The organism is Streptococcus suis, assembly GCF_046032515.1.
GTDB lineage: Bacteria > Bacillota > Bacilli > Lactobacillales > Streptococcaceae > Streptococcus > Streptococcus suis_AL.
The window spans coordinates 79,712-105,481 of the sequence record NZ_JARQPJ010000005.1 but is presented as its reverse complement, the minus strand read 5'-3'; the positions used below and the strand labels follow the sequence as shown (position 1 = coordinate 105,481).

Genomic DNA, 25,770 nt, shown 5'->3' with positions numbered 1-25,770 from the left:
GGGACTTTTTGTATATACTTAAAAAGGCTCCATAATCTCCACGGTGGTTTTACCCACTACAGAAATTATAGAGCCAAAATATCTATGCCCCTCTCCGCTTATTCCACACTCTTAATCCGTTTCTTAATCTTCTGACCAAACTCCATCATTCTCCGCTTTTCTTCCGGCCAGATTTTAGTCACGCGGTCCACGGCTATGATAAAAATTACCACTACTCCGTAATCTTTGGCACTGGCAATCACACCTAGGTTTTCCAAAATCGTCAAAAGCAGGTAAAAACTAAACAAGATGGTCCGTTTGGGCAGAGCCATCAGGAATTCAATGCCAGCCTTATAGCCCAGATAAATCTGCCGATTAAGTCCCTTGGCACGTTCCAACCGCCGATTGAGAAAGGCACGAATGCGGCTATAAAACCAGTCAGAAGTAAAAAATAAAGACTGGATGGCTATGGCAATTAGGGATAAATTGTTGGCATGCTTCTCCGTCATACCAGACACTCTGGCAATGATGTAGGTCCAATCCCCATTATCAACCCACATCCAAATCGAAAAATAAACAACTGCTCCCGCCACTACAATCAAGGGAAGGGCACGAAAAATTTTTTCAATATTTCTCATAATTCCACACCAAAGACTTCTAATTGCTTTAATTCGGCAGCAGTCAACCTGCGGTATTCCCCAAGCGCTAATTTTGGATCTAAGCGAAGAGGCCCCATGGTCAATCGTTGCAAGTCTGTCACCGTCTTTCCACAGGCCTGCACCATGCGTTTGACCTGGTGAAATTTCCCTTCTCGGATGGTGATGTCAACGAGTGAGATCTGCTTAGCTTCATCTGTAGAGAGGATGGTCAACTGGGCTGGCTGACAGGTAAAGTCTTTCAACTCAATTCCTGCCGCAAATCGTTCGACATCCTCTTGGGTCATAATCCCGTCAACCTGTGCACGGTAGAGTTTATCAACATGTTTTTTCGGAGAAAGCATGGCATGAGCCAGCTGACCGTTGTTGGTCAAGAGGAGCAAGCCATGGGTATCGATGTCCAAGCGCCCAACTGGAAAAACTTCCTTATGGTGAGCTGTATCGTCTAGCAAGTCCAAGACAGTCCGATGACGGTCATCCTCGGTTGCTGAAATAACTCCCTTGGGTTTGTTCAATACATAATAAACAAAGGTCTCATGGCTCAAGACCTGGCCTGCTACTGTAATCTGGTCCGTCTTTTCGTCAATCTGTTGCTTTGGGGACGTCTCTACTTGACCATTGACTGTGACTTGCTTGTTTTTCAGGACTTTCTTGACTTCTGTTCGACTGCCGACACCACAATCCACTAAAAATTTATCTAATCGCATACGAGTTTCTTTTCCATTTTGATATAGTCTGCTTGCTGTTCTCTTTCTGTAAATCCAAGAGCATGAAAGAGGGTTTGAGCTGCTTGATGAAAGGTGGCAACTGTCAGTGTGATACTAGCTGGCTGAACATGTTCCACTATGTAGTCTTCAATAGTCTGATAGAAAGCTCTGCCATTTCCCTGACCTGTCAAAGACGGTTTCATGCCCAAACGGATGTCAACGGTCTCGCCATCTTGGTCAATACAGAAATAGCCCATGAGGGCGGCATTGCGGATGACTGCAAAAAAGCGATCCCCACGCGCCTCTGGTGAAATCATCTCAGCATAATCCTCGGGGTTTGCACTGATTGTATAGGCATCCAAAGGTGGTTGATAGCGCCATTGGTTAGCAATGTCCAATGCCAGATCCTGGGGCAGGGGCATGATGTAAAAGTAATCCATCCTCCGAAAATTTTTTGCCAAATTTTTAATCCGACGGTTTTGGGTGGCGTAGTTATCTGTCTGATAGACATAATCCACATAGCCCAACTGATAGGAGGGAATCATGTCCTTAAAAATCAACTGAACATCCTCGGGAAAACGTAGTATTAATTCATTTAAGCGGTTGTTTTCTAACATAAAACCATTATAGCAAAAAAGAAACGGAAATCTGCTTCTATTTCTTCATTTGTTGGTAAATCAAGCCAGCGCTTATCAAGGCACAGCCGATGGCGTAAATACCAAAGGCACCTGTTGGGGTTGGGTTGAGTTTTTCCAGATAAGTCGGCAAGATGGCAGATGTCGCACCGCCGATATTGCAGCCCATAAGGACGATTGTCATGACCGCATTGAGCAAGGCCTTGGGTGCACGGTCTGTTACCTGACTAAAGACAATGGTTAGAATGATGCTGTAGAAAAATCCTGACACCATACCACCGAGCCCCAGCACCCAGAGATTATCCGCAAAGGCAATGCCGACAACCGCGAGGCCAAAGACCACGTAGGAAACAGCTAAAAGCCAGTCCTTCAAACGACCAACCAAGCTACTAAAGACCGTCCCTGCCACAATCCCCATGACCTGCATAAGACTGAGAATGAGACTGGCTTGCTGAGCAGTACCGATGCCCTTGGCTAAAACAATCTGAGGAATGCGAATGGTCAGGAAGGTATTGACATTGATAACAAAGAAGGCTAGAAAGGCTAGGTAAATCCCCATCATCCACATGGTCTTGTCCAGTTTGACCTTGGGCGCGTTCTCCTCAACCTTTACCTCCATGCGAGCCAGCAATTCTTCCTTGGGTACGAAAATAAGGAAGAGAACCAAGATGACCAAGGCAAAAAGGTAGACCAAGAAGGCAGGTTGCCAACCAAACTGGGTCAACCAACCGACAAGGAGGGTAAGCCCTGCGCTTCCCAAAACTTCTGCTGAACCACGCAAGCCCATCATCTGCACCCGTTCCTGACCGGTGAAAAAATTACCGATGATATTAATAGCACGCGCATTGATTAAGCCAATCCCTAAACCAAGCAAGATACGAGCCAATAAAATCAGAGGATAAGCAGTTAGAAACACAGGCAAAGCTCCGCCGATGGCCATAAGAAAAAGCCCTGCAATGATAATGTTTCGTTCAGACAAAAAACGGACAACTAGACCATTTGCCAATAGAGCAACCATAATAGCAAAAGAGGTCACCGTAATCAAATTTTCCACCTGAGCTGCGGCAATTCCCTGTTGAGCAAAATGCTCAATCATCTGTGGAATAGCTGGCGAGACAGCAAATGTCGAAACCAGCATGGTGGATAGGGCCAGCAAACTGGCTTTTTCTAAAATTCTTTTCATTTTTCTCCCTTTCAACGTTCGTCTTTTACTAGTATAACAGATTTGAAAGCGAATGGATAGAAAAGTCCGACTTTTATTCTCTCCCATTTCATGCTATACTTATCTTAACTATATTCAAAGGAGAGAATCATGTCTGTTATTGAACGATTGACAAAAGCTGCCCATTTGATTGACATGGATGACATCATCCGTGAAGGGCATCCAACCCTACGCCAAGTTGCCGAAGAAGTTGCATTTCCTCTATCTGATCAGGAAATTATTTTAGGCGAAAAAATGTTGCAATTCCTCAAACATTCGCAGGATCCTGTCATGGCTGAAAAAATGAAACTCCGTGGCGGAGTTGGTCTAGCAGCACCTCAGATTGACGTTTCCAAACGTATCATTGCTGTCTTAGTCCCAAATCCAGAAGATGAGGAAGGCAATCCACCTGCCCAAGCCTACTCCCTTCAAGAAGTCATGTACAACCCTAAAATCGTGGCACATTCTGTCCAAGAAGCGGCTTTGGAAGGGGGCGAAGGTTGCCTATCTGTTGACCGCGAAGTCCAAGGCTACGTAGTCCGCCACGCGCGTGTGACTGTTGATTACATGGACAAAAACGGAGAAAAACACCGTATCAAACTCAAAGGATATAATGCCATCGTGGTCCAACACGAAATCGACCACCTCAACGGTGTCATGTTCTACGACCGCATTGACCCAGAACACCCATTTGCCGTTAAAGAAGGCATGTTGGTAATTGAATAAACACAAGAAACTGACTGAAAAATTTTCAGCCAGTTTTTCTTTTTTTATGAAAATAGCAGAGCTAACTGCCTAAAAATTTCCTGCCCATCCAAGACTAGATCTTGAAAGAGGAGGTAGTCCAGCAGAGACAGCAAACCAGCTAGTAGGATGAATACCACTAAACGGTTTGAAAATCGAACTTGCAAAAGATGGTTGAGGCTGACTAGAACAATTTCCAAAACAAGCAAGCCAAGCACCATCCACAAGAGATAAGGAGCATTGGGCAGGAACCAAGCCCAGAGTTCTTGCCCTCTCAATAGTTCAAGAAAAATACCCCTCTCCGAATGCGAAAGCAAGATAAGTCCATCTTCCAGATAACCGATTCCTCCGACCAGGCTATTGACTAGGAAAAGGCTAACGAGAAAGAACACTGTAAAACCTAGTGCCTGGCCCAGTCCCAGCAACCATTTGGTAAATAGAACCTGACGCAAATCCACAGGCTGGGTCTGATAGAGACGCCAGTTTTTTCCAGCAACTTCCACCGCCTTGCCCCGACTGCCAATCCAAACCGCCAGCAATAGCACCACCAAATAGGCCGGACCATCAAAAAGAGAGCGCAGGCTGCCGATACCTGACAGATCTCTGGAACGGTCCCAAGAGGGATCGTCTACCGGAACAAAGGCATCATTGATGTCAAAACGATTTTCCAAGCTGGGCAAAATGACATCCTTGCCCCGCTTAGTTGCTGGCACCCCAGCCTCCATCAGCTGCTTCCAGTAATACTGACTGACCTGATTGCGGGTCTGGTAACGGCGAAGATTATCCACCGTCTGGCTGGCCCCAATATCACCATTGGCAAAAGCTTTCTCCTCTCTAGCCCATAGATAGACCTGCTCTGCCTCCAGCATAGCAAGGTGACTAGTCGGCAGGGCCTGAGGTTTTTCCTGATAAACCTGCCACTGCTTGACATAGAGGTCCTTATAGATATGGTATTCCTGCAGAAGCTCCACTCTCAGCTCCAACTCCTCCTGATAACTTCTATCCTCCTTGACCAACTGCCTCAGACGGCTGATTTCCGACTGCAAAATCTCCACATAGGCCCCATCCTGCTCATAGGACTGGGCAACCAACTCCATCGAAACCCTCTCCTCCTGGGCAACCTCTTGCTTTTGTAGGCCTGTTACTAGGGAAAATAGCAGAGCTAGGAGCAAGTTTACTAAGACGAGCCCTTTCCAAGTCTTGAGCCGACTAAGGATGAGTATTTCAAAAGACCAAACCTTGTCCAAAGGACCGGTTTCCCATTCTTTCTGATGACCAACTGACAAGACCAGCCTTTTCTTTTCTGTCAGCACATAATAAGCAAAGAAAAGTCCAATAGTCAGCAGGAGAAAGACATCCACCGCTACAAAGACCTGTGAAAATGCAGCTGTGTCTAAAAAACTCGGAAAAGCTAGCAAAGGCAAAACTTGACCTGACCAACCAGCTACTGCACCTGCCTGATAGGAAAGCCCCAGAGCCAATAGTAACCCCGTCACTACAAAAATCAGCCGACTGGCTAACAAGTGGTCCAAAAATCCAAAAAGTAGGCGAACAGCTAGAAGCAAGACCAGCCAAAAACCAAGCAAGATAAGCCCGTAAAGCCAAGAGCCTATCAACTGACTCTGACCCAAAATCTCAAGAGGAGCTTGAAAACTAGATAAAGCCAACTGACCTGTCAGCCCATCATAGACCAGGATAAAGAGCAAGCCCAGCCCAACTGCAAAGAGTAGCGATAGCATGGAGGCACACAAACGCCTGATCCCCTGCAAACTCAGACTATCCCATTGCCGCAACTGCCAAACTTGATGAGCCAGTGTCTTTTCCGCCAGCTGATTGGCAAGCAGAAAACCAAGCACTAAAAATACAGGAAGAAAACCAAACAAACTTTCTAAGTAGGCTTGAACAATAGGCCCTGTTGACCAAGCCTTATTTTCAGGACCATCAGGCAGTTGATACTCAATCAGCCAGTCATTCCATCTGGCCAAACGTTCGACTTCCGTTTGCGTCAAGGATTGTCGCGTTTGAAAGAGCTGTCGATTGCGACTGATAAAATAGTCCAAATCCTGATACATGAGTTTGCGATAGTTGGGGATAGCTTCAAACTTTCCCTCATCTAAGGCCTGACCGACACTTTCTATGTCGGATTTCAAGCCCAGCATCCGCGGTGCTTCTTCTGAGCCCTCCTCAATTTTTATCTCTGCCAAGACACTGGCCAAGGCATTCAGTTCTTCTTTATAGGTTTCTACATAGGTCACTTGGTGGACTTGGCGCTGAGAAATAGGAAGATAGGCCAGACCTAGAAAACCCAGCACGAGCAGGCAATAGAGAGGCGACCAGAGAATTTTCTTGATTTCAAAGTTCAGCCTCATGTTCCCTCACCACCTTCCTCCACATAGAGATCACGGTAGAGAGACTCCATATAGTCGCTGGCTTTTGTAATCCCAGCCACCTGCTGGATTGGAATACAATCCAAACAGTCTAGTAAATCTCGCTCGGGCAAGAAGATTTCCACCAGACCCTGCTCTGCCTTTTTCCACAAGAGTTGAGGATAATCCCGTAAAAATTCCTGAACCTGCTTGGAGTTTTCCACAGCAAGATGGTAATCATAATCCGCCGTCAACTCCACTTCTGTGGCAATCAACTTGCTGGCCTTGAGGAAATAAACCTGATTGGTCAGCTTCTCAATCTCCGACAAATGGTGGGAAGAAAGCAAAATCGCAACCCCTTCTGCCTGTAAATTCAGAAGAAATTCCCGTTGCTGGATGATATTTGTCGGGTCTAAGCCGATATGGGGTTCATCCAGCAACAAGAGCTTGGGCTTGGGAAGGACAGCCATGGCAAAGAGCAGCTTCTGCTTCATACCCATGGAATAACCAGCCACTCGCTTTTTGACATAGTAGCCCATCCCCAATTCTTCCACCAACGCATCCACTTCCTTTTTCCCCAGCTTGTGGGTGGCAGCCACATAGGTCAGATGGTCATAACCCGTCAACTGTGGATAAAGGGCTTGGGCATCCAACATAACAGACATGTCCTGAAAAATCGCTCGGTCACTATTGGGCCGACCATTAATGGTTACCGACCCTCGCTCAGCGGTTTCTGTATTGCTGATGATATTCAACAGAGTGGATTTCCCCACACCATTGGGACCTACTAGGGCAACCAAGTCCCCCGCTTGCAACTCAAAGGACACATAGGATAAGACCTGGTGGGCACCGTATCGCTTGCAGATATCGACTACTTTCAGCATAGAAACTCCTTTCTTGGGGAAATGGCAGAGCGGAACAAGAGCCTTTCATCAGCTTATTATTAGCTAGACTACTTCTTGAAAGCCTTGTATAGCAGATAAAGCCCCATAAGAAAACCTAGACTAGCAGCAGGTTTTAAAAATAGCACATGAATAAATGAATGTAGCCAGAGCCAAACCTCTCTATCTACAATCCGAATCGGGTCCATATGAAATAATAGGACACTACACGAAAGAACAATAACTGCACTTAAAAATAAGGTATTTTTATCAAGCTGTTTCATTAGGTTACTCCTTTTCATAACTGACTAATTCCAATTCAACTCTACACTCTAGTTAATCATTCAATATAATAATAACATTTTTTGTTTATGCAAACAAGTAAAAATAGGTATTGCTTTGACAAAAAGAGAAGACTGTAACAATCTTCTCTATCTGGGTATTGCATTTTCTATTCTTATTAAAACTACATTCCTTTTACAGGTCTTCCATGCGAACTACTACATCTGCTTTTTCCCAAACAGCAGGATTATGTGTAGCGATAATAATGATCTTATCCTCTGTTTTGAGTGAAGTCAAGAGTTCTATAACTTCTTGAGAATTGACAGGATCTAAGGAGGCCGTGGGTTCGTCTGCCAAGATTAAAGGAGGATTTTTTAGAAAAATTTTCGCCAAGGCAACTCGTTGAGCTTCGCCACCTGACAGTTCATATATTTTCTGATCTAGGGTTAGATGTGAGAGGTTTACCTTCTCTAAAACTTCCAATTTGCGAACTAGCTTATCCTTTTTGGATAGCTTTTGTCCAATAAATCCTAATTCTAAATTCTGGCCAATTGATTCATTTTCAATTAGACCAAAATGTTGAAATAAATAACCTAAGTAATCACGATAAAACATATGCTCGTTGATCTTTTTGATATCTTTTCCACCATATTCAACCACTCCATCCTCGTAAGGGATTAGCTTGGCAATGATATTCAGTAGTGTTGACTTCCCACTCCCGCTTTTGCCAATAAGAGCGTAAATTTTTCCGTCCTCAAAGGTCAAGTTGATTTTCTCCAATATCATTCTATTGGAAAATTGCTTCTGTAAATTTCTAATTTCAATCATACTATCCTCCTTGTAAGACTGTATAGGCTATCTTACTTTCTTTTCTTTCTTGTAGAAACAAAATCAGGAATAAATTGCTGAGGAAAATTGCTCCGGTCCCTGCACTCAATCCCAGCTCATTCGTTACGAAAAGTAAAACCAGCATTCCTACCCCAAGCACTAAGAGTTGGGTAATTAGATAGATAAAATGAAGTTCTATGAATGTCATACCAGCTAGACGACGAATAAAAATTTCTCTACGAAATTGTTCAAAATAAACCAAATTCATTGTATTAAATAACAGTATGGAGGTTGCAATGCCAATTAAAGCTCCCAACAAAAGAAAGAGAAACTGATTCCGAATAGTATTCAAGTTTTCATAGTAAGTAGCCTTACTATTTAGCAAATAGGAAACCCACTGATAAACCCCCTGCTCTTTCAGTAACTGGATACTCTGCTGATAATCTACCAAGAAAAGAGATTGAAGGGAAGTCCCCCACAGTATTTGCGATGCTGGAGTATCCCCGGTTGATTCTGGCGTTACGACTACAATAATCGGGTCTATCAGATGTTGTTCTAGTACATAGGGTACTGTATTGTAGAGAAATCTACTCTGATTACTCTCTACATAGCTTGTATAAGGTTTAAACTCAAACAATTGCGGACTATCTATATCAAGCCCCTCACGACCAAATGTATCCAAGTAGTCTATATAGATGTGAACAAGTGTTTCTTCTTGTCCTTTCAATTTATCAGGAATAATCAGCCCAAACTCCCCTTTTTGTAAGGAGTACATTTTACTCCTAAATTCTTCTGAAACCTGTATATTCTGAATATCTAGATAGTTGGGAGTTACAAAGATAGTATGACCAGAAGGAGCGTAATCATACTTGCTGATTCCATCCGATTCATCACCTTGTAAATACCTATTCAAATTATTCTTAACAAATAAGGCACCCTGGTTTTGTATAGCCGCCTTGGTAAACTGATACCAACGACTATTTTGCTCTTCTTTACTCATTTCTCCACTAAAAGCAGCGCCATAACTGTAAGAAGCTTGGTAGTAGTCCTTATTCCTATCCCATCCTTCAACACCTTTCTCTACCATTTGCAATTCATTAAACTGCACTATCGTTCGATTAACTGTCCAGCCAACCACCAATATCGAAGCTAATTGACCTAACAACATGAGAGCCAGCAAGCGTTTTAACGGAAGTTTCCCTTTTAAAACTTCAATCATAGAAGTTGCTTTCAAACCCACCATATATATGAACGTTAGAAAGACAGAGAAAATCAGTAAACTCAACAAGTAGAGAAAAAGTCCTGCCAGCAAGAGACTGAAGGTCAAACTCTGAAATAAGTTTAAAATGAGAAGTGTGAGACTACCTAGTAAAAGGTTAACTGCATAAACCCCTATAAAGAAGAGAATATCATCCACTATAGGGGAGAATAAAATTTCTAAATAAGACTTTCCAGCTACCCGCCTTATGCCTGCACTTCTCAAATCCTTGATACGGTAAATTAATGTTAAACAAATAAACGTCAAGAAACAGAGAGACATGTTTATACGAAACTGTTCACTAAATAGGAGAGAGTAAAGCAAATAGGGCAGAGAGTACGCCGACATAATTACAGTTCTATAACCCAACTTCTTCAACGTTTGTGAAAGTTCTTCCCCTGTTAGATTACCAGAAGTGATGATATAGCTATTGACCAAATCGCTAGCTTGGGCACTCTCAATAGAAGCCTGTTCCAAATCTGAGGGTAATTTTCCTTTCCCATAGCAGTCATAGACAAACTTAACTTTCCCACTTTTTTGAGGCTCGACAATCCTTCGGGCAATGACACTGTTTGTACGGATAGCTAAATTACTTAAGGAAGTTGTAAATTCCTCTCGATTCGCCACTTTAACCGCTTCTTCTGTCCCAATTAAATCTACCGCTTCATAACTGAGAAATTGAAGCTGTTGATTTTCATTTTGAATATTTACAATCATAAATCCCGTTAACAGTAGTGTTGACAAAAATACGAACCACTTTCTCATCTTACACCTCCTTAAATGTTTATCTATATTTATTCAGGTTTCTACCATAAATATAATTACAGTATTTTGCGTATTGATATTAGATAAAATGAGAGGATTTGAGCTCCTCTCATTGTTAAATTACCAACTTAATCATAGTCATAGTAGAAAGCTGCTTTCTCATCCTTTACGATTTTAATAGTTGCATAGGATGTTTTAGTAGCTTCCGCTTCACCTCTTGAAGAATCAGCATCTTTACGACTAATTACAGAGGAATAATGATATTTTTTTCCATGGTAGTAGTTTGAATATGCCTCTCCACTTCTATAACCATAAGCCCAAACGCCTCCATCAGGATATTGTGTCCAAGCCGCTACTGTTGGAATCACTGTAAACATTGTTAAAATAGCACCGAGTAAAGCGAATGATTTTTTCATGATATTTTCCTTCTTTCTATTTCTACTAACCAAAAGTACATCCTACCCCACCAGATGAGTTGCCGGTTGGGTTTCGTAGATATCTTCTTCCGGCAGACCAAAAGTGCGAATGATCGAGATAAGTAAGACCAATATAACGATTGTCAAGTATGCAACCTTCTTTTTCATCCTTCCCTTCCTCCTCTCTGACGGGATTTTTCTTGTATACCTCAATTCCTACCAAGAATATCGTTTCCGTTCTTCCTTTTCTCCTTTCTACCTGATAGAAATCTCTGTATATTTTCTATTATTATGATATACTATTTTTATAAAGTTAATTCGTTTTGTTGCAAATAATCACATTTTACAAGGAGTAGGTTATGCGGTGGGATTACGGAAGCGTTTATAAGAGCATTCGGGAAAGTAAACGTTTGAGTCAGGAGCAGATTTGTGGGGATTATCTCAATCGGGCGACCTTGTCACGTTTTGAGAAAAATCAGAACATTCCTAGCTATGAGCTCATGCGGTTCTTGCTCAAGCAAGTGGATATGACCTTCGAGGAGTTTGAATACCTCTGTAACTACTATCAGCCCAGCCAACGCCAACAGTTACTCTATGATATTGATAATCTCAGAAATCCGACCACGAAGACCTTGGAGGATTTGATAAAGCGTTGCCAAGACCACTTAAATAAAGAACCAGATGATGTTCCTATCCGTCGAAAATGTCAACTTTTAGAAACTGTAGTAGCAGTTCGAAACAGTATTTCTTTCAATCAACTTTCCGACGAGGCTGAAACCCTGTCCAAACTCCTCTGGTCCCAACTAGAAAGATACGATAACTGGTATCATAACGATATTATCTTGGTCGGCACTCTTCTGTCTAAGATTTCTTCCCTTGATAGCCTTGAAGAAACTGCCAATCTTCTTCTTAAACGATTGGAAAAATACAAGGATTACAAGAAAATTCAACCCACTATACTGTCACATTATCGATCACTTTCTTATTTTTTCTTGGAACAAAAACAGTACAGCAAGTCTACTTTTTTTGCTACCAAACTCATGGAACTAGCCAAGCAAGAAAAACGCTATGACCAACTAGCCCGTGCCTATGTCTATCTAGGTATAACCCAAAACAAGCAGGAACTAATTGACAAAGGGTTACAAATCTTAGAACTGACAGACGAGAAAAGGATAGTCGACAACCTCAAATCACTTATCAAACAGCACCAAACTGACTGAAATCTCGGTCAGTTTTTTATGTACGAAAAAACGACCCTTTCGGATCGTTCTACTTTATATCTTAATAGTATTCACCTTGTCTATAGTCCCAAGAGTTGAAATGGTCAGACAAGTGCATCATGATTTTATCGATGTCCAGACCCTTACGGATGACAACTGGGCATGGGCTGATAGAACGGCTATCTGCACCTTGTTCTGGAATCAGTTTACCATCTTTGTCTACCATTGACACCATAACCCCTTGCTCATATCGGGTTTCAACGGTCTTATCTGGCTGGATAGAAGCCACATAATCATCCGCCTCGATGATCAAGTCCACCTTAGAAGCGATTCGCTCACCGATACCTTCTACCTTACCACGATTTCCCTTTCCTGACGGGTTAGCAGATGAAGCGTAGACCATACGGCCTTCTTTTTCCCACATTTCCTTGGCAATCTGCTCGCCAGCCACGCCAAACTTGATAACAAAGCAAGAAGTACCACGAACGTCGGTCATCAACTCTTCACGACCATCGCCGTAAGCTTGCAACTTGGCATATGCCTCTGGTTTCCACGGCAGGATACAACCTAACAAAATGTCCTCATCCCAATGTTTTTGGTAGAAGGCATCAATCTCAGGAGTCAACTGCGCCAACTCACGAAGCTCCTCCATGCTACCACAAAGGACCACGCCCGGCTTATTACGCTTACGCTCTTTGGCATCAAATTTCCGTTCCAAACCAGCCTTGTCAGATGTCATGATGATGTAACCAACCTTAGTCGGGCAGACAATCACGCCCCCCTCACCCTTGATAATGTCAAAACCTTCTTGTGAAAGTGCTCCATCCCAGTGAATTTGTTTCGTCATAATAGTTTCCTCTTTTCTTTTGTTTCATAGCAGAGCGAACTGCTTGTTTTCTAATATTTCGTAGAAGTCTTTCAGTTTACTTTTAGTACTAGCTCTAACTGTCTGGGAGACAGTTAGAGGTTGGAGATAAAACGAACATTGTTCGTATCAACGAGCTGCAGACAGCTTCAACAGTCAGAGTAGTGACTGTTGAAGTTTAGAAATCATACTTACGATAGTAAGTAACGCTTGTAAAGTACGGCAAAGCGAGTTCAAATAATGATGAAATTATTTGAAGTTGGAAATAGGGAAACGGAGTTTCCTCGTTCGTCGCAGTAATAAAAGATAAAATGAAAGACTCTAGTTTTGCCAGTAGCTTGGGCGATTCCCCTCATACTCAGCAATCAAATCCTGATACTGTAAGGTAATACCAATATCATCCAAGCCATTGAGCAACTTATGTTTCCAGTCCTGTTCGATGTCAAATGGGAATTCCCCAAAAGGCGTCCGTATCAACTGATCTGCCAAGTCAACCGTGATTTCTTGGTCAGGAGCCAGCTGAGCTAGTTGGTCCCTGACTTCTTTGGGCTGGATAATAGGCAGAATCCCATTGTTGAGGTCATTGTTGTAATGAATATCCCCAAAGGAGCCTGCAATGATGACCTTGAAGCCATAATCTGCCAGAGCCCAAGCAGCGTGTTCCCTAGAAGAACCTGCTCCGAAGTTATCCCCAGATATGAGGATACTAGCGCCTTGATACTCAGGCTGATTGAGAATGAAATCAGGATTGTCCGTGTAGTTATCATCCAAGTACCGCCAAGCATAGAGCAGATACTTGCCGAAGCCCTTTTTGTCAATCAGCTTGAGAAACTGCTTGGGCAGGAGCTGGTCGGTGTCAATATTATCATTCATGAGCGGAACAGTCGTCCCTGTCCATGTGGTAAATTGGTGCATTAGACTCCCTCCTTGAGAATATCTAGCTGTCTAGTGTCAACAAATCGTCCATAAAGCGCAGCTGCGGCAGCCATAGCAGGACTACACAAGTGGGTCTTGGCCCCAAAGCCCTGTCGGTCTTCAAAGTTTCGATTACTTGTAGAGGCGCAGTGGACACCCGCAGGGACCTTGTCTGGATTCATACCCAGACACATGGAGCAACCTGGATCCCGCCACTCAAAACCAGCCTCCATAAAAATCTTGTCTAGACCAAGCTTTTCTGCAGCTCGCTTGACAGGGCGACTGCCTGGTACGACAATAGCCGTAACCTGCTCTGCTATTTTCCGCCCCTTAACAATCCTAGCTGCCAGCTGCAAATCGCTGAGGCGAGCATTGGTACAGGAGCCTAGGAAGACATAGCCAACGGGAATGTCCGCAGCCTTTTGGCCTGGAGCCAAATCCATGTAGGCGTAGGCCCGCTCGTCGTTGTGGTCACGGATGGCTGGGAAGATTTCGTCAAAGCTAACCCCCATAGCAGGTGTGGTCCCCCAAGTGACCATGGGTGCCAAGTCTGACACATCAAGGACCAGGTGCTTGTCATAGACGGTGTCCGCATCCGAGTAGAGCTCCTTCCAGTCTGCCACCGCCGCATCGAAGTCCGCTGGTGCACACTCCCGACCTCGCAGGTAGTCAAAGGTGGTCTGGTCTGGAGCCATGATGCCCATTTTGGAGCCGAACTCAATGGACATATTGCAGATGGTCATCCGCTCTTCCATACTGAGTCGGTCGATGACTGGACCAGCAAACTCCACCACATGACCCAGACCACAATCCACGCCGTAGCGGGCAATCAGAGCCAGGATAAAGTCCTTGGCATAGACGCCTCTTTGCGCCTGACCGACAAACTCCACTAGGAGTCGCTTAGGTTTGACCTGCCAAATGGTCTGGGTAGCCAGGACATGCTCCACTTCGGAAGTACCAATCCCAAAGGCAATAGCTCCAAATGCTCCGTGAGTCGCTGTATGGCTATCTCCGCAGACAATGAACTTACCTGGCTGGGTCCTGCCTGTTTCTGGTCCAACCATGTGGACAATCCCCTGATGTTCCGAACCGTGGGCTGCGTGGGGAATGCCGAAATCTTCTATATTCTTAGCCAAGGCATCCATCTGAGCCTTGGAAATGACATCACGGATATTGTGAATATCAACGGTTGGCACGTTGTGGTCAAAAGTCGCAAAGGTCAAGTCTGGCCGCCGAACAGGTCGCCCTGTATCCCTCAATCCTTGAAAGGCCTGGGGACTGGTCACCTCGTGGACATAATGTTGATCAACATAGAGGAGCTGAGGCTGTCCTTCCTGACCTGTAATCACATGGCGATCCCAGAGCTTATCGAAAATGGATTTGCCACTCATGGTGACCTCCTTTCAAGCTGTTCAATAATAGCCGCTGTCATTTCTTTGGTAGAGGCAGTACCACCTAGATCTTTAGTAAAAATCCCCTGTGTAAAGACCGCTTCAACGGCTTGGCGAATGGTTTGACCAGCTTGGACCAAATCAAAACTTTCTTCCAGCATCATGGCAACAGATAGAATCATACTGACAGGATTGGCAATGCCCAAACTGGCAATATCTGGTGCCGAACCGTGAATAGGTTCATAAAGACTGGGACCTGCTACCGCATGACTAGCAGAAGGCAGAACCCCTAGCGTCCCTGTTAATACGCTGGCCTCATCCGACAAAATATCTCCGAAAAGATTTTCCGTCACCAAGACGTCAAATCGACTAGGATTGGTAATCAAGAGCATGGCTGCGCTATCCACCAACTGGTGCTCCAAGACCACATCTGGGTAGTCCTTAGCCACCTCATCCGCTACCTTACGCCATAATTTTGACGTCGCCAGTACATTTTGTTTATCAATGCTGGTGACTTTTTTTCGTCTTTTTTGGGCTAGGTCAAAGGCAGAGCGGACAACCCGTTCAATCTCTTCTGCCTGATAGGTATTGCTATCGCTGGCTTGGTCTGTCTCCAGAATGTGCTCTCCAAAATAAATCCCGCCTGTCAACTCCCGTACCATGACCAAATCCACACCATCCAGCCGGTCGGCCTTCAGAGGAGAATAGTCTTTCAGGCTATTAAAAATTTTCACCGGACGGATATTGGCAAAGAGACCCAATTCCTTCCGAAGTTGAAGAAGACCTTGTTCTGGACGGACCGCCGCATCATCATATTGAGGGCTACCGATAGCTGCTAACAAAATCGCATCCGCCTGACGGCAGGCTTGTAAGGTAGCATCTGGTAGAGGATGGCCAGCCGCATCAATACCAGCGCCACCAAAAGCTCTCTCCTCAATCTCATAATCAAATCCTACTTGCCCAGCAACAGCTTCGAGGACTGCTAGGCTAGCCTCCATAATTTCAGGACCGATTCCATCACCAGCCAAGGCTACAATTTTTTTCGTCATATTTCCTCCTAGATGTGGGGCATGTCCTTCTCAGATAGTTTCTTATCCATCTGACCACTATTTTCTTTTTGCACCATGATATTGGCATGAATATAGGCAATTGCAGAAGCTTTCAATACGTCAAAGTCAATACCAGAGGCGTTAAAGACGGTTTCCGTTGCCTTGTTTTCTACGGCGACAAGCACACGCGCTTGGGCATCAATTCCATCGGTAATGGCGTCGATATGGTAGCGTTCCAAGCTAATTTCTTGGTGGAAGAATTGGTCAATAGCATTAAAGACAGCCTCAACCGAACCCTTGCCTGACTCCACAACAACCACTTCTTCCCCATCCTGATTGATAAAGATGACCTGAGCCTGAATACTTCCGTCAGACTGACTATCCAAACGCAAATCTTTAAATTGGAAACCATCACGATTGCTAATTTCAGTCCCAGCTACCAAGGCACGAATATCTGCGTCCGTAATTTTTTCTTTCTTGTCCGCCAGATTTTTAAAGCGAGCAAAGAGACCAGCGATATCACTTTCTTCAAAATACAAATCCAATTCCTTTAGTTTTTCCACAAAGGCATGGCGACCAGATAGTTTACCCAGTGGCAGAGAATTTTTCTTGACCCCTACCAACTCAGGTGTAATGATTTCATAAGTCAATGGATTTTTCAAGACACCATCTTGGTGGATACCTGACTCGTGAGAGAAAGCATTGCCACCAACCACCGCCTTATTGCGCGGAATGGCAATCCCAGAAAAGCGAGATACTAATTCCGAAGTATTGAGCGTTTCCTTTAGGACAATCGGACTGGTCACATCGTAAAAATCTTTCCGAATTTCAAGGGCAACAGCTACTTCTTCAAGGGCCGCATTCCCTGCTCGCTCACCGATACCGTTGATGGTTCCCTCTACCCGACCAGCTCCATTTTTAATGGCCGATAGGGTATTGGCAACAGCCATACCTAGGTCATTATGGCAATGGGGACTGAAAATAATCTCACGATCCGATTTAACATTGGTCGTTAGATAACGGAATATTTCTCCGTAATGCTGAGGAGTTGTAAAGCCGACTGTATCTGGAATGTTGATGTAGGTCGCACCAGCATCTACCGCTGTCTGCACAACTTCTAGCAAGTAATCCAACTCCGTCCGTGTCGCATCCTCTGGAGAAAACTCGACTACGTCAAATCGCTCACGCGCATAGCTGACATGTTCAGTGATTTGCGCCAAAATTTCTTCTTTGGACTTTTGCAGTTTAAATTCACGGTGAATGGGACTGGTAGCAATGAAAACATGAATCTGCGGATACTTGGCATCTTTAAGAGCCTCATAACAAGCATCAATGTCTGATTTGACTGACCGTGCCAAACCTGTCACAGCCGTCTTGGTCATCGCCGCTGCAATCTGACGAACCGCTTCAAAAGAATCAGGACTAGCCGCTGGGAAACCCGCTTCAATGGCAGAAATTCCCCATTTTTCCAACTGCTTGGCAATGGTCACTTTTTCCTTGATAGAAAAATTCACACCTGGCGTCTGTTCACCATCTCGCAAAGTTGTATCTAAAAATTCAATCACACGCATAAGAATACCTTTCTAAATAAGCCTAACGTAAATATTTAGTTCTCTTTCTTAGTTTTCTAAGCAAACCAAATAAAAGAAAACACCTCGAGGATTACTACCCGCGAGATGTTGTCAACAGCGCCCGCTTGGTAAGCCAAACAGGACTAATGCTACCTAGTGCACTAGCCCGACCGTCGCAACAACAAAGCAAAGAATTTTGTAGTGACAGGTTTCATTTGACTTTTCCTCTCTGTGTTTTACTTGTTTTCCATGATAACGTACTTTTTTTCACTTGTCAACAGAAAAATGGAAATTTTCTGAAAAATCCGAACAATAGAGCAATTTACGCAAATTCCTCCACAAATAAAACCAAACCTCATCAGAAGTCTGGTCTTACAATTCATATTAATTCCGTCTAGAACTTGAAAAAATAGCCACTAGCAATACTGCTCCAAAGACTGACGGTACCAGAGCCATACCAGCAAATTGTGGTCCCCAATCACCAAAGAGTAACTGTCCAATCCATGAACCTGCAAGTCCAAGGATGATATTTCCCAGACAGCCACGACGGTCATCTGATGAGGTCAAGGCTCCGGCAATCAAGCCAATAATGGCTCCCGCGATAATACTTGCTAACATCTTATATTCCTCCTTATTTACAAAATGGGAGTGGGAAAGAACTCGACTAGGTCAAAAAGAGTTCATCAACAAGTCCATATTTCCAGTTGTTGACCTGAAACAGTCTATCCCCAGACTGTTTCACTCCCACCCCCACACAGCTCAAAAGGTTCAGTGAACCTTTTGAGGTTGGAAATAGAGCGAACTTTGTTCGCAATAGTCGTAATGGTCAGATTGGGAGTGCAAAACACGAATTGCTGAGATTTGCTTCGCAAATCTTATCTCCAACCTTTAACAGTCCACTGGACTGTTAAAGCCAATCAACCACTGCGCTGAGATGTTGACACTAACGTTGAGAAGCGATGCTGGACTTTTTGCCCAGATTCATTCAAATATCATTAGATTGCCCACTCACCGTCACGGAAGATTGGCACACGAGTGCCGTCTTCACGGATACCGTCAATGTTCATCTTGTTTGAACCAATCATGAAGTCCACATGGACATCAGAACGGTTAAGGCCTGCTTCTTTGAGCTCTTCTTGGCTCATTTCTGTACCACCTTCGATAGAGAAGGCATAAGCTTGACCAATCGCCAAGTGGTTTGAGGCATTTTCATCGAAGAGGGTGTTGAAGAAAGTTACACCTGATTGAGAGATTGGGCTCTTGTCTGGAACAAGGGCAACTTCACCAAGACCACGTGCACCAGCATTATCAAATACTAATTTCTTCATGACTTCATCGCCTTTTTCAGCCGTCACGTCCACGATTTCACCATCTTTAAAGGTTACTTTGATGCCTTCGATGATGTTACCGTTGTAGCTGAGTGGTTTTGTTGAAGTCACATAGCCATCTGCCACACGGTAGTCAGGTGCTGTGAAGACCTCTTCTGTTGGCATGTTGGCAATAAAGTGCTCACCTTGGGCATTGATCGATCCAGCCGCTTCCCACAAGTGATTTTTCGGCATACCAAGCACCAAGTCCGTGCCAGGAGCTGTGTAGTGCAATTTGACAAACTGCTCGTCGTTAAGGACCTTAGCCTTAGCCACCAAGCGTGCTTCGTGCTCTTCCCAAGCCTTGATTGGATCTTCCTCGTAGATACGGCAAGTCTTGAAGATTTGATCCCAAAGGAGGTCCACTGCCTCTTCGTCAGACGCTGCATTCGGAAAGACTTTTTTAGCCCATTCCAAACCAGAGGCTGCACCGAGTGTCCAGCTGATTTTGTTAGCTTGAGATGCTTGCCGCATTGGGTTCAAAGCCTGGCTGAGTGCACGAGCGTTGCGAGACAATTTCTCTGGATCAACGCCATCGTAAGCACCTGGATCTTCTGACAAGACAACCAAACGGCTGGCCTTACGCTCCAAGAGGTAGTTCATTTCAGTGATGCGTTGTGGATGAACTTGTTCCAAGAGTTCCACATCAACATTGACCAAACGCTCACGAGCAATCACATCGTCCAACCAATTGACCAAGACTTCCTTAGCACCGTGAGCGTAAGCTTCTTTGACAATCAAACGAGCCAACTCAGCCTGTTCCACACTGATTGTCAACTGCACCGTGTGACCAGGTTGCACATTGATACCTGTTGAAACCAAGAGTTTAGCATATTTAGCGAGATTTTCTTTAAAATTTGGTAATACCATATTCTTCTCCTTTGAAATGTAATACTAGATTATTGTATCATATTTTGAAGCTGGGCTGACAAAAAAACTTCCTGCACAAACAGGAAGTTTCAGATTCTATCCAACAGTCTTACACTCACCAAGGTAAGCTGATAACGGATATTTCCAATTTTTGCAGGGTAAAGTTTTCAGTTTGCATTTAGTACTAGCTCTAACTGTCTGGGAGACAGTTGAAGCTTGGGGATGAAACGAACGAAGTTCGTGTCAACAGCTGTAGGCTGCTTCAACAGTCAGAGTAGTGACTGTTGAAGGTTGGAAATCTTACTTACGATAGTAAGTAACGCTCGTAACGTACGCCGAAGCGAGTTCAAACAATCCAGTGGAGTGTTTGAAGCTGGAAATAGGGAGTGAGAAAGAACTCGACTGGTCTAAAAAAGAGTTCGTCTTCTCACCCCCGCACAGTTGATTAGGTCAGATTTGGAGTGTAAGACACGAACAAATCTGCCAATCAACCACTGCGCTGAGATGTTGGTACGAACTCTGAGAAGTGGCGCCGGGCTTTTTGCCCAGCCCTCAACCGCCGACGTAATAAAGCAAACTGTAAACTTTACTAGTTACCAAAAACCTTTACACGGTCACTATCCGCCATATAGTCTTTGTCAGCTGCTGGAGCTGCGATGCTACCGAATGGTGCTTGGGCACGGAGTTTCCAGTTAGCTGGAATGCCGTATTTTTCAGCCACTTGTGCGTCAACCAATGGGTTGTAGTGTTGTACGTTCATGCCGATATTTTTCTCAGCAAAAGCCAACCATACTGCGTACAAGTTGATACCGTGAGCTTGCTCAGACCAGATTGGGAAGTTTTCAGCATAAAGTGGGAAGCTTTCTTGCAAGCCTTTGACCACATCTTGGTCTTCGAAGAACAAGATAGTACCAGCACCAGCTGCAAAACCAGCCAAGCGACCTTTTGTGCCTTCAAAAGCCTCTGCAGGTGTTACTTTTTCCAATTCGCTGCAGGCAATTTCGTTCCAGAAAGCATCTGATTCAGCACCGAAAAGTACAACTGCACGGCTTGATTGTGAGTTGAAAGCTGATGGAGATTCTTTCATGGCCTTTTCTACAAGTGCTACTACTTCTTCGTTTGATACTGGCAATTCTTTACCAAGTGCATAGATAGAACGACGAGTTTCTTGAAGTTTTGCAAAGTTTGACATAGGATTTCCTCTTTTCTTATTGTTACTACATAGTAGTTTTTATCACTATGTAGAGATTATATACCTATCAAAAATATTAGTCAAGAGTTTTGATTTCTTTTTATAAAAAAAATTCACTGCTTCCAAAAGAAACAGTGAACAAGTTTAAAACAAATCATCAAAGAGACTGAGCTGGTTATCCTCTGGCATTTTACCGAGAATGCCCATTTCATCCATTTTTTCGACCAGCGTACCTGACAGTCCACCACGCTTACGGAGTTCTGTCTTAGAGAGGAATTCTCCCTCTGCACGCGCCGCCACAACCTGCTTGGCTACGTTCTCTCCCAGACCATCCATAGCGACAAATGGTGGGATGAGGGTGTCTTCTTCAATCAAGAAGTCAGTCGCATGGGACTTGTAAAGGTCCAATTTACCGAACTTGAAACCACGTTCCAGCATCTCATTGACCAACTCAAGCGTGGTATAAAGGTCCTGTTCGACGTTTGAGGCTTCGTTGTTTTTCTTCTTGAGGGCAATTTCTTCCATCTTGGCCTTGACTTTATCTAAACCACCAGACATGGTCGCCAAATCAAAGGCCTTGGCACGAATAGAGAAATAAGCACAATAGTAGTAAAGTGGGTGATGAACCTTGAAATAAGCAACCCGCAAGGCCATCATAACGTATGCAGCCGCGTGGGCTTTAGGGAACATGTACTTGATTTTTCCACAGGATTCGATGTACCAGTCTGGCACCTTGTTATCCTTCATGGCTTGGATATAGCCATTTCGCTCTTCCTCGGAAATCTTGAGCCACATGCCTTTCCGCACCCGTTCCATGATGTTAAAGGCCATCTTAGGTGGCAAACCTGCGTGCATGAGGTAAACCATGATGTCATCCCGACAACCGATAACGGTGGATAGGTCGGCAATTCCTGCCTTAATCAAGTCCTGGGCATTGCCCAACCATACGTCTGTACCGTGGGATAGACCAGACAGCTGCAAGAGTTCTGCAAAGGTGGTCGGTTTGGTCTCCTCCACCATCCCCCGTACAAAGTTGGTTCCGAATTCAGGAATACCCAACATACCTGTCGGTGTCCCAATCTGCTCTGGGGTAACTCCCAGAATTTCCGTACCAGAAAAGAGGGCCATCACTCCCTTGTCATCAGCAGGGATGGTCTGCGGATCAATGCCTGACAAATCCTGCAACTTGCGAACCATGGTCGGATCATCGTGTCCCAGAACATCAAGTTTCAAGACGTTCTCATCAATATCGTGGAAGTTAAAGTGGGTGGTCTGCCAATTGGCCGTCACATCATCGGCAGGATACTGAACAGGCGTAAAGTCATAGACATCCATGTAGTCAGGGAATACGATAATTCCCCCTGGGTGCTGACCAGTCGTCCGTTTGACACCTGCCGCGCCAGCAGCCAACCGCTCTACTTCCACATCTCGATAGAATTTGCCATAATCCCGCTCATAGCCTCGGACAAAACCATAGGCAGTCTTAGCAGCTACCGTACCTACCGTTCCTGCACGGAAGGCATTTTCCTCCCCGAAAATATCCCGAACATCCAAATGGGCAGACGGTTGGTCATCCCCTGAGAAGTTCAAGTCAATATCAGGAACCTTGTCTCCATCGAAACCAAGGAAGGTTTCGAAAGGAATGTCCTGTCCATCTTTTTTATACTTGGTCCCACACTTTTCACAATCCTTGTCTGGCAGGTCAAAACCTGAACCATAGGAACCATCTGTGATAAATTCACTGTGCTGGCAATTTGGACAGACATAGTGAGGAGGTATAGGGTTTACTTCGGTAATCCCAATCATGGTGGCAACGAAACTGGAGCCGACAGACCCCCGTGAACCAACTAGGTAGCCCCGCTCATTTGACCGTTGCACCAACATCTGCGAAGCCAGATAAATCACGGCGAAGCCATTACCCAGAATGGAGGTCAATTCCTTCTCAATTCGCAGGTCAATAATATCAGGCAGAGGATTGCCATAAATTTCAAAGGCTTTTTGATAGGTCAATTCCGCAACCGTTTCCTCGGCTTTCTCAATATAAGGCGTGTAGAGGTCGGTCTTGACTACCTGAACATCTTCAAAACGGTCGAGCATGGCATTGGGATTGGTAATGACAATCTCACGCGCCAGACTTTCTCCCAAGAAGGCAAATTCGTCCAACATCTCGCTGGTCGTTCTAAAGTGAGCCTTAGGCAGTGGAGCTGGCTGGGCATTCTCCCCATTTCCGATGGTCCAGTTAATTGGTGCCCCTTGACCTAGGGCACGAACAATAATTTCCCGATAAATCTCTTCTTCTGGGTCAATATAGTGGACATTTCCTGTCGCCAGAACTGGCAGACCTGCCCTGCGCCCGACCTCAATCAACTGCTTGATCGTCTCTTCAATCTCTGCCATGTCCTTAAACTGCTCCTTGGCAATCATGGGAGCATAGAGGGCAGGTGGCATAACTTCGATAAAATCATAATAAGCTGCCGTTTTAACCGCTTCATCTATCCCTTTGGAGAGCAAGTCATCGAAGACCTCGCCCTCTTGACAGGCTGTTCCCAATATTAAGCCTTCACGATGGGCATTGAGAACGGTCCGTGGAATACGTGGAACTCCCTCAAAATACTTGGTATTAGAAAGAGAGACCAGTTTGAACATATTTTTCAAACCAACCTGATTGATCACATAGAGCGTGGCATGCTTGACACGAGCCTTCTTATAGGAATCCTCCGCAATCAGCTCCGTATTTAGCTGGTTGAGATTGGTCAAATTGTGCTTCTCCAGAGCATCTTTTAGGAAGATGAAGAGCAGGCGACCCGTTGCCTCCGCATCGTAATTGGCCATGTGGTGGTGCTCCAGCGCAACGCCAAATCGCTTGGTCAAGGCCGCCAAACCGTGCCGTTTGTAATCAGGATAGAGATTGCGTGCAAATTCCAGAGTATCAATGACTGGCTGACTGATAGTCGGCAGGCCGGCACGTTCATAGTTGACATCCATGAAACCAACGTCGAAGGTCGCATTGTGGGCAACCATGACGGAATCCTGACAGAAATCTTGAAACTCACGCAGGACTTGTTCCAGAGGTTTAGAACCACGCACATGCTCATCTGTAATCCCCGTCAACTCGGTCGTAAACTGACTCAGAGGATGACCTGGATCGATAAATTCATCAAATTCCGCAATGATATTACCCTTGTGCATCTTAGACGCCGCAATCTGAATCAGAGAGTTATTAACCGCAGAAAGACCGGTCGTTTCCACGTCAAAGACCACATAGGTCGCATCGGACAAGACCACATCTGCCTCATTATAGACAATCGGCACCGAGTCCTCAACGATATTAGCCTCCATCCCGAAGAGCGGCTTAATCCCAGCTTTACGGGCAGCATGATAGCCATGGGGGAAGGACTGGACATTGCCGTGGTCGGTAATGGCTACCGCCTTGTGTCCCCAGGCAGCCGCACGCGCCACCAAGTCTTCAACGGCAGGCAGGGCATCCATAGTAGACATATTGGTATGGGCATGGAACTCCACCCGTTTCTCACCCTCCGGCATGAGGTCCTTACGAATTTCCTTCTTGACCTCTTGGACTTCCTGCACGTTCATAGTCAAATCACGAGTGAAATTATTGGTCTCCACATTCCCTCGCACCCGCAACCAGTTGCCCTTTTTGACCATATCAAACTTCTGGGCCTCTTCCTCATTCTTAGCCCACTTCTGCAAGGTGAAGGACGAAGTATAGTCGGTCATCTTAAAGTTGATAATGACCCGTCCCGTCTTGGTCGTCTTCTGCTCGACCTCAAAGACCAGTCCCTCAAAGACAATCCGGTTCTCCTCGCTATCCACCTCAATCATAGGCGTAATCTCAGCCTTTTCGATATTGACCTTGGCAGGACGATTTTTCTTATATTCAGGGACAAATGGCTGAGCTGCCTCTGGTGGCGGTGCCATTTGAGCTAGTTGTTCAAGGGCCGCCAGATTTTCCTCATTAGCCTGCTGGTAAATTTCCTCATTCTGCGCATGGAAGGCCGCAGCCTGCTGCTGCGTCATCTCCTGGCAAACTTCAATGTCCACCGCAAGAGTGCCAAAACCAAATCGCTTGTATTGCTCCACAAGATTTGGCAGATGATTCTTCCGAAAATGATCTGTGTCAATGGTTTCAGGACCTTTTATCCACAAAACACCATCTCTATAAGTCACCTCTAATGGCTGAAAAAGAGCCTTGAAGCCTGCACTCTGGCACAAATCTTCCGTAAAGGCTTCTGGATAATAGGCTTCTACCAAACCAGCTTCAAAGGCTTCCGCATCACTGACAATAGAAAATTGAATCTTATTGCCCACCTTTTCAAACTCCGTCGCCAAACGAGCCTTGAAGAGTTGATAGTCCATGAGCGGCAAGGGGGTTTCAAAACGGAAGGTAAATTCCCAGAGTTTGCTGACCTTGTGCAAGACCACTTTCTCAATCGTTGCAGTCGAAAAAGCCCCTGATTGCTGGGCATCAAGAGGCATCCCGATTTGTTGAAGCAAGAGTTGAAACTTATCTGACATGACCATTTCCTTTGTAGTTTGTTAGAAACATTTTACCATAAATGGAAGATTTTTTCTTGGACTAGATGAGGTTTTA

22 protein-coding genes are annotated in these 25,770 nt (G+C 44.8%); 2 read left to right on the top strand and 20 right to left on the bottom strand.

The window, feature by feature from the left end:
• Positions 1–98: 98 nt before the first annotated feature.
• Genes P7J49_RS03925 through P7J49_RS03910 form a run of 4 tightly spaced genes read right to left on the bottom strand, consistent with a single transcriptional unit; the run spans position 99 to position 3,160 of the window.
• The gene (locus P7J49_RS03925; RefSeq protein ID WP_408569519.1) at positions 99–608 is read right to left on the bottom strand and encodes a hypothetical protein; all 510 of its coding nucleotides are present in this window, start codon (positions 606–608) and stop codon (positions 99–101) included.
• 5 nt (positions 609–613) lie between these two features.
• Positions 614–1,342, bottom strand: coding sequence for a pseudouridine synthase (locus P7J49_RS03920; RefSeq protein WP_408569515.1), 729 nt, complete (start codon positions 1,340–1,342; stop codon positions 614–616).
• Entirely contained in the window at positions 1,333–1,959 is a 627-nt protein-coding gene (locus P7J49_RS03915; RefSeq protein ID WP_408569513.1) for a GNAT family N-acetyltransferase, read from the bottom strand. Before P7J49_RS03915 ends, P7J49_RS03920 begins: the two co-directional genes overlap by 10 nt.
• Positions 1,960–1,996: 37 nt before the next feature.
• On the bottom strand, positions 1,997–3,160 hold the full coding sequence (locus tag P7J49_RS03910) for an MFS transporter (protein WP_408569511.1): 1,164 nt from the start codon (positions 3,158–3,160) through the stop codon (positions 1,997–1,999).
• Between the two features lie 129 nt (positions 3,161–3,289).
• Here P7J49_RS03910 and def point away from each other — a divergent pair, with 129 nt between their 5' ends.
• Positions 3,290–3,904 (top strand): peptide deformylase, encoded by a 615-nt coding sequence (def, locus tag P7J49_RS03905; RefSeq protein ID WP_099877576.1) that lies wholly within the window; start codon positions 3,290–3,292, stop codon positions 3,902–3,904.
• Positions 3,905–3,948: 44 nt separating this feature from the next.
• On the opposite strand, the gene P7J49_RS03900 is transcribed toward def, so the two are convergent.
• The 7 genes from P7J49_RS03900 to P7J49_RS03870 all read right to left on the bottom strand — a co-directional run bounded on the left by P7J49_RS03900 (position 3,949) and on the right by P7J49_RS03870 (position 10,886).
• Positions 3,949–6,291: a hypothetical protein gene (locus P7J49_RS03900; protein ID WP_408569509.1), complete on the bottom strand. Its 2,343-nt coding sequence runs from the start codon at positions 6,289–6,291 to the stop codon at positions 3,949–3,951.
• Positions 6,288–7,172, bottom strand: a complete 885-nt coding sequence (locus tag P7J49_RS03895) for an ABC transporter ATP-binding protein (protein WP_408569507.1) — start codon at positions 7,170–7,172, stop codon at positions 6,288–6,290. The genes P7J49_RS03900 and P7J49_RS03895 overlap by 4 nt, the downstream gene beginning before the upstream one ends.
• 68 nt (positions 7,173–7,240) lie before the next feature.
• The gene (locus P7J49_RS03890; RefSeq protein WP_408569505.1) at positions 7,241–7,453 is read right to left on the bottom strand and encodes a hypothetical protein; all 213 of its coding nucleotides are present in this window, start codon (positions 7,451–7,453) and stop codon (positions 7,241–7,243) included.
• 193 nt (positions 7,454–7,646) lie between these two features.
• Positions 7,647–8,279 carry a putative bacteriocin export ABC transporter gene (locus tag P7J49_RS03885; RefSeq protein ID WP_332422454.1) on the bottom strand — a complete coding sequence of 211 codons (633 nt, stop codon included), beginning with the start codon at positions 8,277–8,279 and terminating at the stop codon, positions 7,647–7,649.
• Between the two features lies 1 nt (position 8,280).
• Positions 8,281–10,302: a DUF1430 domain-containing protein gene (locus tag P7J49_RS03880; protein WP_408569503.1), complete on the bottom strand. Its 2,022-nt coding sequence runs from the start codon at positions 10,300–10,302 to the stop codon at positions 8,281–8,283.
• Positions 10,303–10,430: 128 nt separating this feature from the next.
• On the bottom strand, positions 10,431–10,718 hold the full coding sequence (locus P7J49_RS03875) for a lactococcin 972 family bacteriocin (RefSeq protein WP_044673292.1): 288 nt from the start codon (positions 10,716–10,718) through the stop codon (positions 10,431–10,433).
• A 42-nt stretch (positions 10,719–10,760) separates the two neighbouring features.
• Positions 10,761–10,886, bottom strand: a complete 126-nt coding sequence (locus tag P7J49_RS03870) for a hypothetical protein (protein ID WP_332412592.1) — start codon at positions 10,884–10,886, stop codon at positions 10,761–10,763.
• 191 nt (positions 10,887–11,077) lie between these two features.
• On the opposite strand from P7J49_RS03870, the gene P7J49_RS03865 reads away from it, so the two are divergent.
• Positions 11,078–11,938, top strand: a complete 861-nt coding sequence (locus P7J49_RS03865) for a helix-turn-helix domain-containing protein (protein WP_408569501.1) — start codon at positions 11,078–11,080, stop codon at positions 11,936–11,938.
• Positions 11,939–11,999: 61 nt separating this feature from the next.
• Here the strand turns inward: P7J49_RS03865 and P7J49_RS03860 are convergent, their stop codons facing one another.
• From P7J49_RS03860 to P7J49_RS03820, 9 genes are all read right to left on the bottom strand, one after another.
• Complete coding sequence (locus P7J49_RS03860) at positions 12,000–12,785, bottom strand: L-threonylcarbamoyladenylate synthase (RefSeq protein WP_044690305.1); 786 nt, start codon at positions 12,783–12,785, stop codon at positions 12,000–12,002.
• A 339-nt stretch (positions 12,786–13,124) separates the two neighbouring features.
• Positions 13,125–13,718, bottom strand: a complete 594-nt coding sequence (leuD, locus tag P7J49_RS03855; RefSeq protein WP_002942096.1) for a 3-isopropylmalate dehydratase small subunit — start codon at positions 13,716–13,718, stop codon at positions 13,125–13,127.
• Positions 13,718–15,109, bottom strand: coding sequence for a 3-isopropylmalate dehydratase large subunit (gene leuC / locus P7J49_RS03850; protein WP_105104734.1), 1,392 nt, complete (start codon positions 15,107–15,109; stop codon positions 13,718–13,720). The genes leuD and leuC overlap by 1 nt, the downstream gene beginning before the upstream one ends.
• The gene (gene leuB, locus P7J49_RS03845; RefSeq protein ID WP_408569499.1) at positions 15,106–16,158 is read right to left on the bottom strand and encodes a 3-isopropylmalate dehydrogenase; all 1,053 of its coding nucleotides are present in this window, start codon (positions 16,156–16,158) and stop codon (positions 15,106–15,108) included. The genes leuC and leuB overlap by 4 nt, the downstream gene beginning before the upstream one ends.
• 8 nt (positions 16,159–16,166) lie before the next feature.
• Positions 16,167–17,729, bottom strand: coding sequence for a 2-isopropylmalate synthase (locus P7J49_RS03840; protein WP_408569498.1), 1,563 nt, complete (start codon positions 17,727–17,729; stop codon positions 16,167–16,169).
• Between the two features lie 384 nt (positions 17,730–18,113).
• On the bottom strand, positions 18,114–18,347 hold the full coding sequence (locus P7J49_RS03835) for a GlsB/YeaQ/YmgE family stress response membrane protein (RefSeq protein ID WP_024377350.1): 234 nt from the start codon (positions 18,345–18,347) through the stop codon (positions 18,114–18,116).
• A gap of 377 nt (positions 18,348–18,724) precedes the next feature.
• The gene (locus P7J49_RS03830; RefSeq protein ID WP_408569496.1) at positions 18,725–19,966 is read right to left on the bottom strand and encodes an aminopeptidase; all 1,242 of its coding nucleotides are present in this window, start codon (positions 19,964–19,966) and stop codon (positions 18,725–18,727) included.
• A gap of 589 nt (positions 19,967–20,555) precedes the next feature.
• On the bottom strand, positions 20,556–21,158 hold the full coding sequence (locus P7J49_RS03825; protein WP_408569494.1) for a nitroreductase family protein: 603 nt from the start codon (positions 21,156–21,158) through the stop codon (positions 20,556–20,558).
• A 144-nt stretch (positions 21,159–21,302) separates the two neighbouring features.
• Positions 21,303–25,694 carry a PolC-type DNA polymerase III gene (locus P7J49_RS03820; RefSeq protein WP_408569493.1) on the bottom strand — a complete coding sequence of 1,464 codons (4,392 nt, stop codon included), beginning with the start codon at positions 25,692–25,694 and terminating at the stop codon, positions 21,303–21,305.
• Positions 25,695–25,770 lie beyond the last annotated feature (76 nt).

Bases quoted from the DNA above. Each gene is read 5' to 3' on its own strand.
- P7J49_RS03920 (WP_408569515.1), bottom strand. From the start codon at position 1,342: ATGCGATTAGATAAATTTTTAGTGGATTGTGGTGTCGGCAGTCGAACA.
- P7J49_RS03865 (WP_408569501.1), top strand. From the start codon at position 11,078: ATGCGGTGGGATTACGGAAGCGTTTATAAGAGCATTCGGGAAAGTAAA.
- leuB (WP_408569499.1), bottom strand. From the start codon at position 16,158: ATGACGAAAAAAATTGTAGCCTTGGCTGGTGATGGAATCGGTCCTGAA.
- P7J49_RS03910 (WP_408569511.1), bottom strand. From the start codon at position 3,160: ATGAAAAGAATTTTAGAAAAAGCCAGTTTGCTGGCCCTATCCACCATG.
- P7J49_RS03825 (WP_408569494.1), bottom strand. From the start codon at position 21,158: ATGTCAAACTTTGCAAAACTTCAAGAAACTCGTCGTTCTATCTATGCA.
- P7J49_RS03885 (WP_332422454.1), bottom strand. From the start codon at position 8,279: ATGATTGAAATTAGAAATTTACAGAAGCAATTTTCCAATAGAATGATA.
- P7J49_RS03880 (WP_408569503.1), bottom strand. From the start codon at position 10,302: ATGAGAAAGTGGTTCGTATTTTTGTCAACACTACTGTTAACGGGATTT.
- P7J49_RS03835 (WP_024377350.1), bottom strand. From the start codon at position 18,347: ATGTTAGCAAGTATTATCGCGGGAGCCATTATTGGCTTGATTGCCGGA.
- leuD (WP_002942096.1), bottom strand. From the start codon at position 13,718: ATGCACCAATTTACCACATGGACAGGGACGACTGTTCCGCTCATGAAT.
- P7J49_RS03875 (WP_044673292.1), bottom strand. From the start codon at position 10,718: ATGAAAAAATCATTCGCTTTACTCGGTGCTATTTTAACAATGTTTACA.
- P7J49_RS03915 (WP_408569513.1), bottom strand. From the start codon at position 1,959: ATGTTAGAAAACAACCGCTTAAATGAATTAATACTACGTTTTCCCGAG.
- P7J49_RS03860 (WP_044690305.1), bottom strand. From the start codon at position 12,785: ATGACGAAACAAATTCACTGGGATGGAGCACTTTCACAAGAAGGTTTT.
- P7J49_RS03900 (WP_408569509.1), bottom strand. From the start codon at position 6,291: ATGAGGCTGAACTTTGAAATCAAGAAAATTCTCTGGTCGCCTCTCTAT.
- P7J49_RS03870 (WP_332412592.1), bottom strand. From the start codon at position 10,886: ATGAAAAAGAAGGTTGCATACTTGACAATCGTTATATTGGTCTTACTT.
- P7J49_RS03830 (WP_408569496.1), bottom strand. From the start codon at position 19,966: ATGGTATTACCAAATTTTAAAGAAAATCTCGCTAAATATGCTAAACTC.
- def (WP_099877576.1), top strand. From the start codon at position 3,290: ATGTCTGTTATTGAACGATTGACAAAAGCTGCCCATTTGATTGACATG.
- leuC (WP_105104734.1), bottom strand. From the start codon at position 15,109: ATGAGTGGCAAATCCATTTTCGATAAGCTCTGGGATCGCCATGTGATT.
- P7J49_RS03890 (WP_408569505.1), bottom strand. From the start codon at position 7,453: ATGAAACAGCTTGATAAAAATACCTTATTTTTAAGTGCAGTTATTGTT.
- P7J49_RS03895 (WP_408569507.1), bottom strand. From the start codon at position 7,172: ATGCTGAAAGTAGTCGATATCTGCAAGCGATACGGTGCCCACCAGGTC.
- P7J49_RS03840 (WP_408569498.1), bottom strand. From the start codon at position 17,729: ATGCGTGTGATTGAATTTTTAGATACAACTTTGCGAGATGGTGAACAG.
- P7J49_RS03820 (WP_408569493.1), bottom strand. From the start codon at position 25,694: ATGTCAGATAAGTTTCAACTCTTGCTTCAACAAATCGGGATGCCTCTT.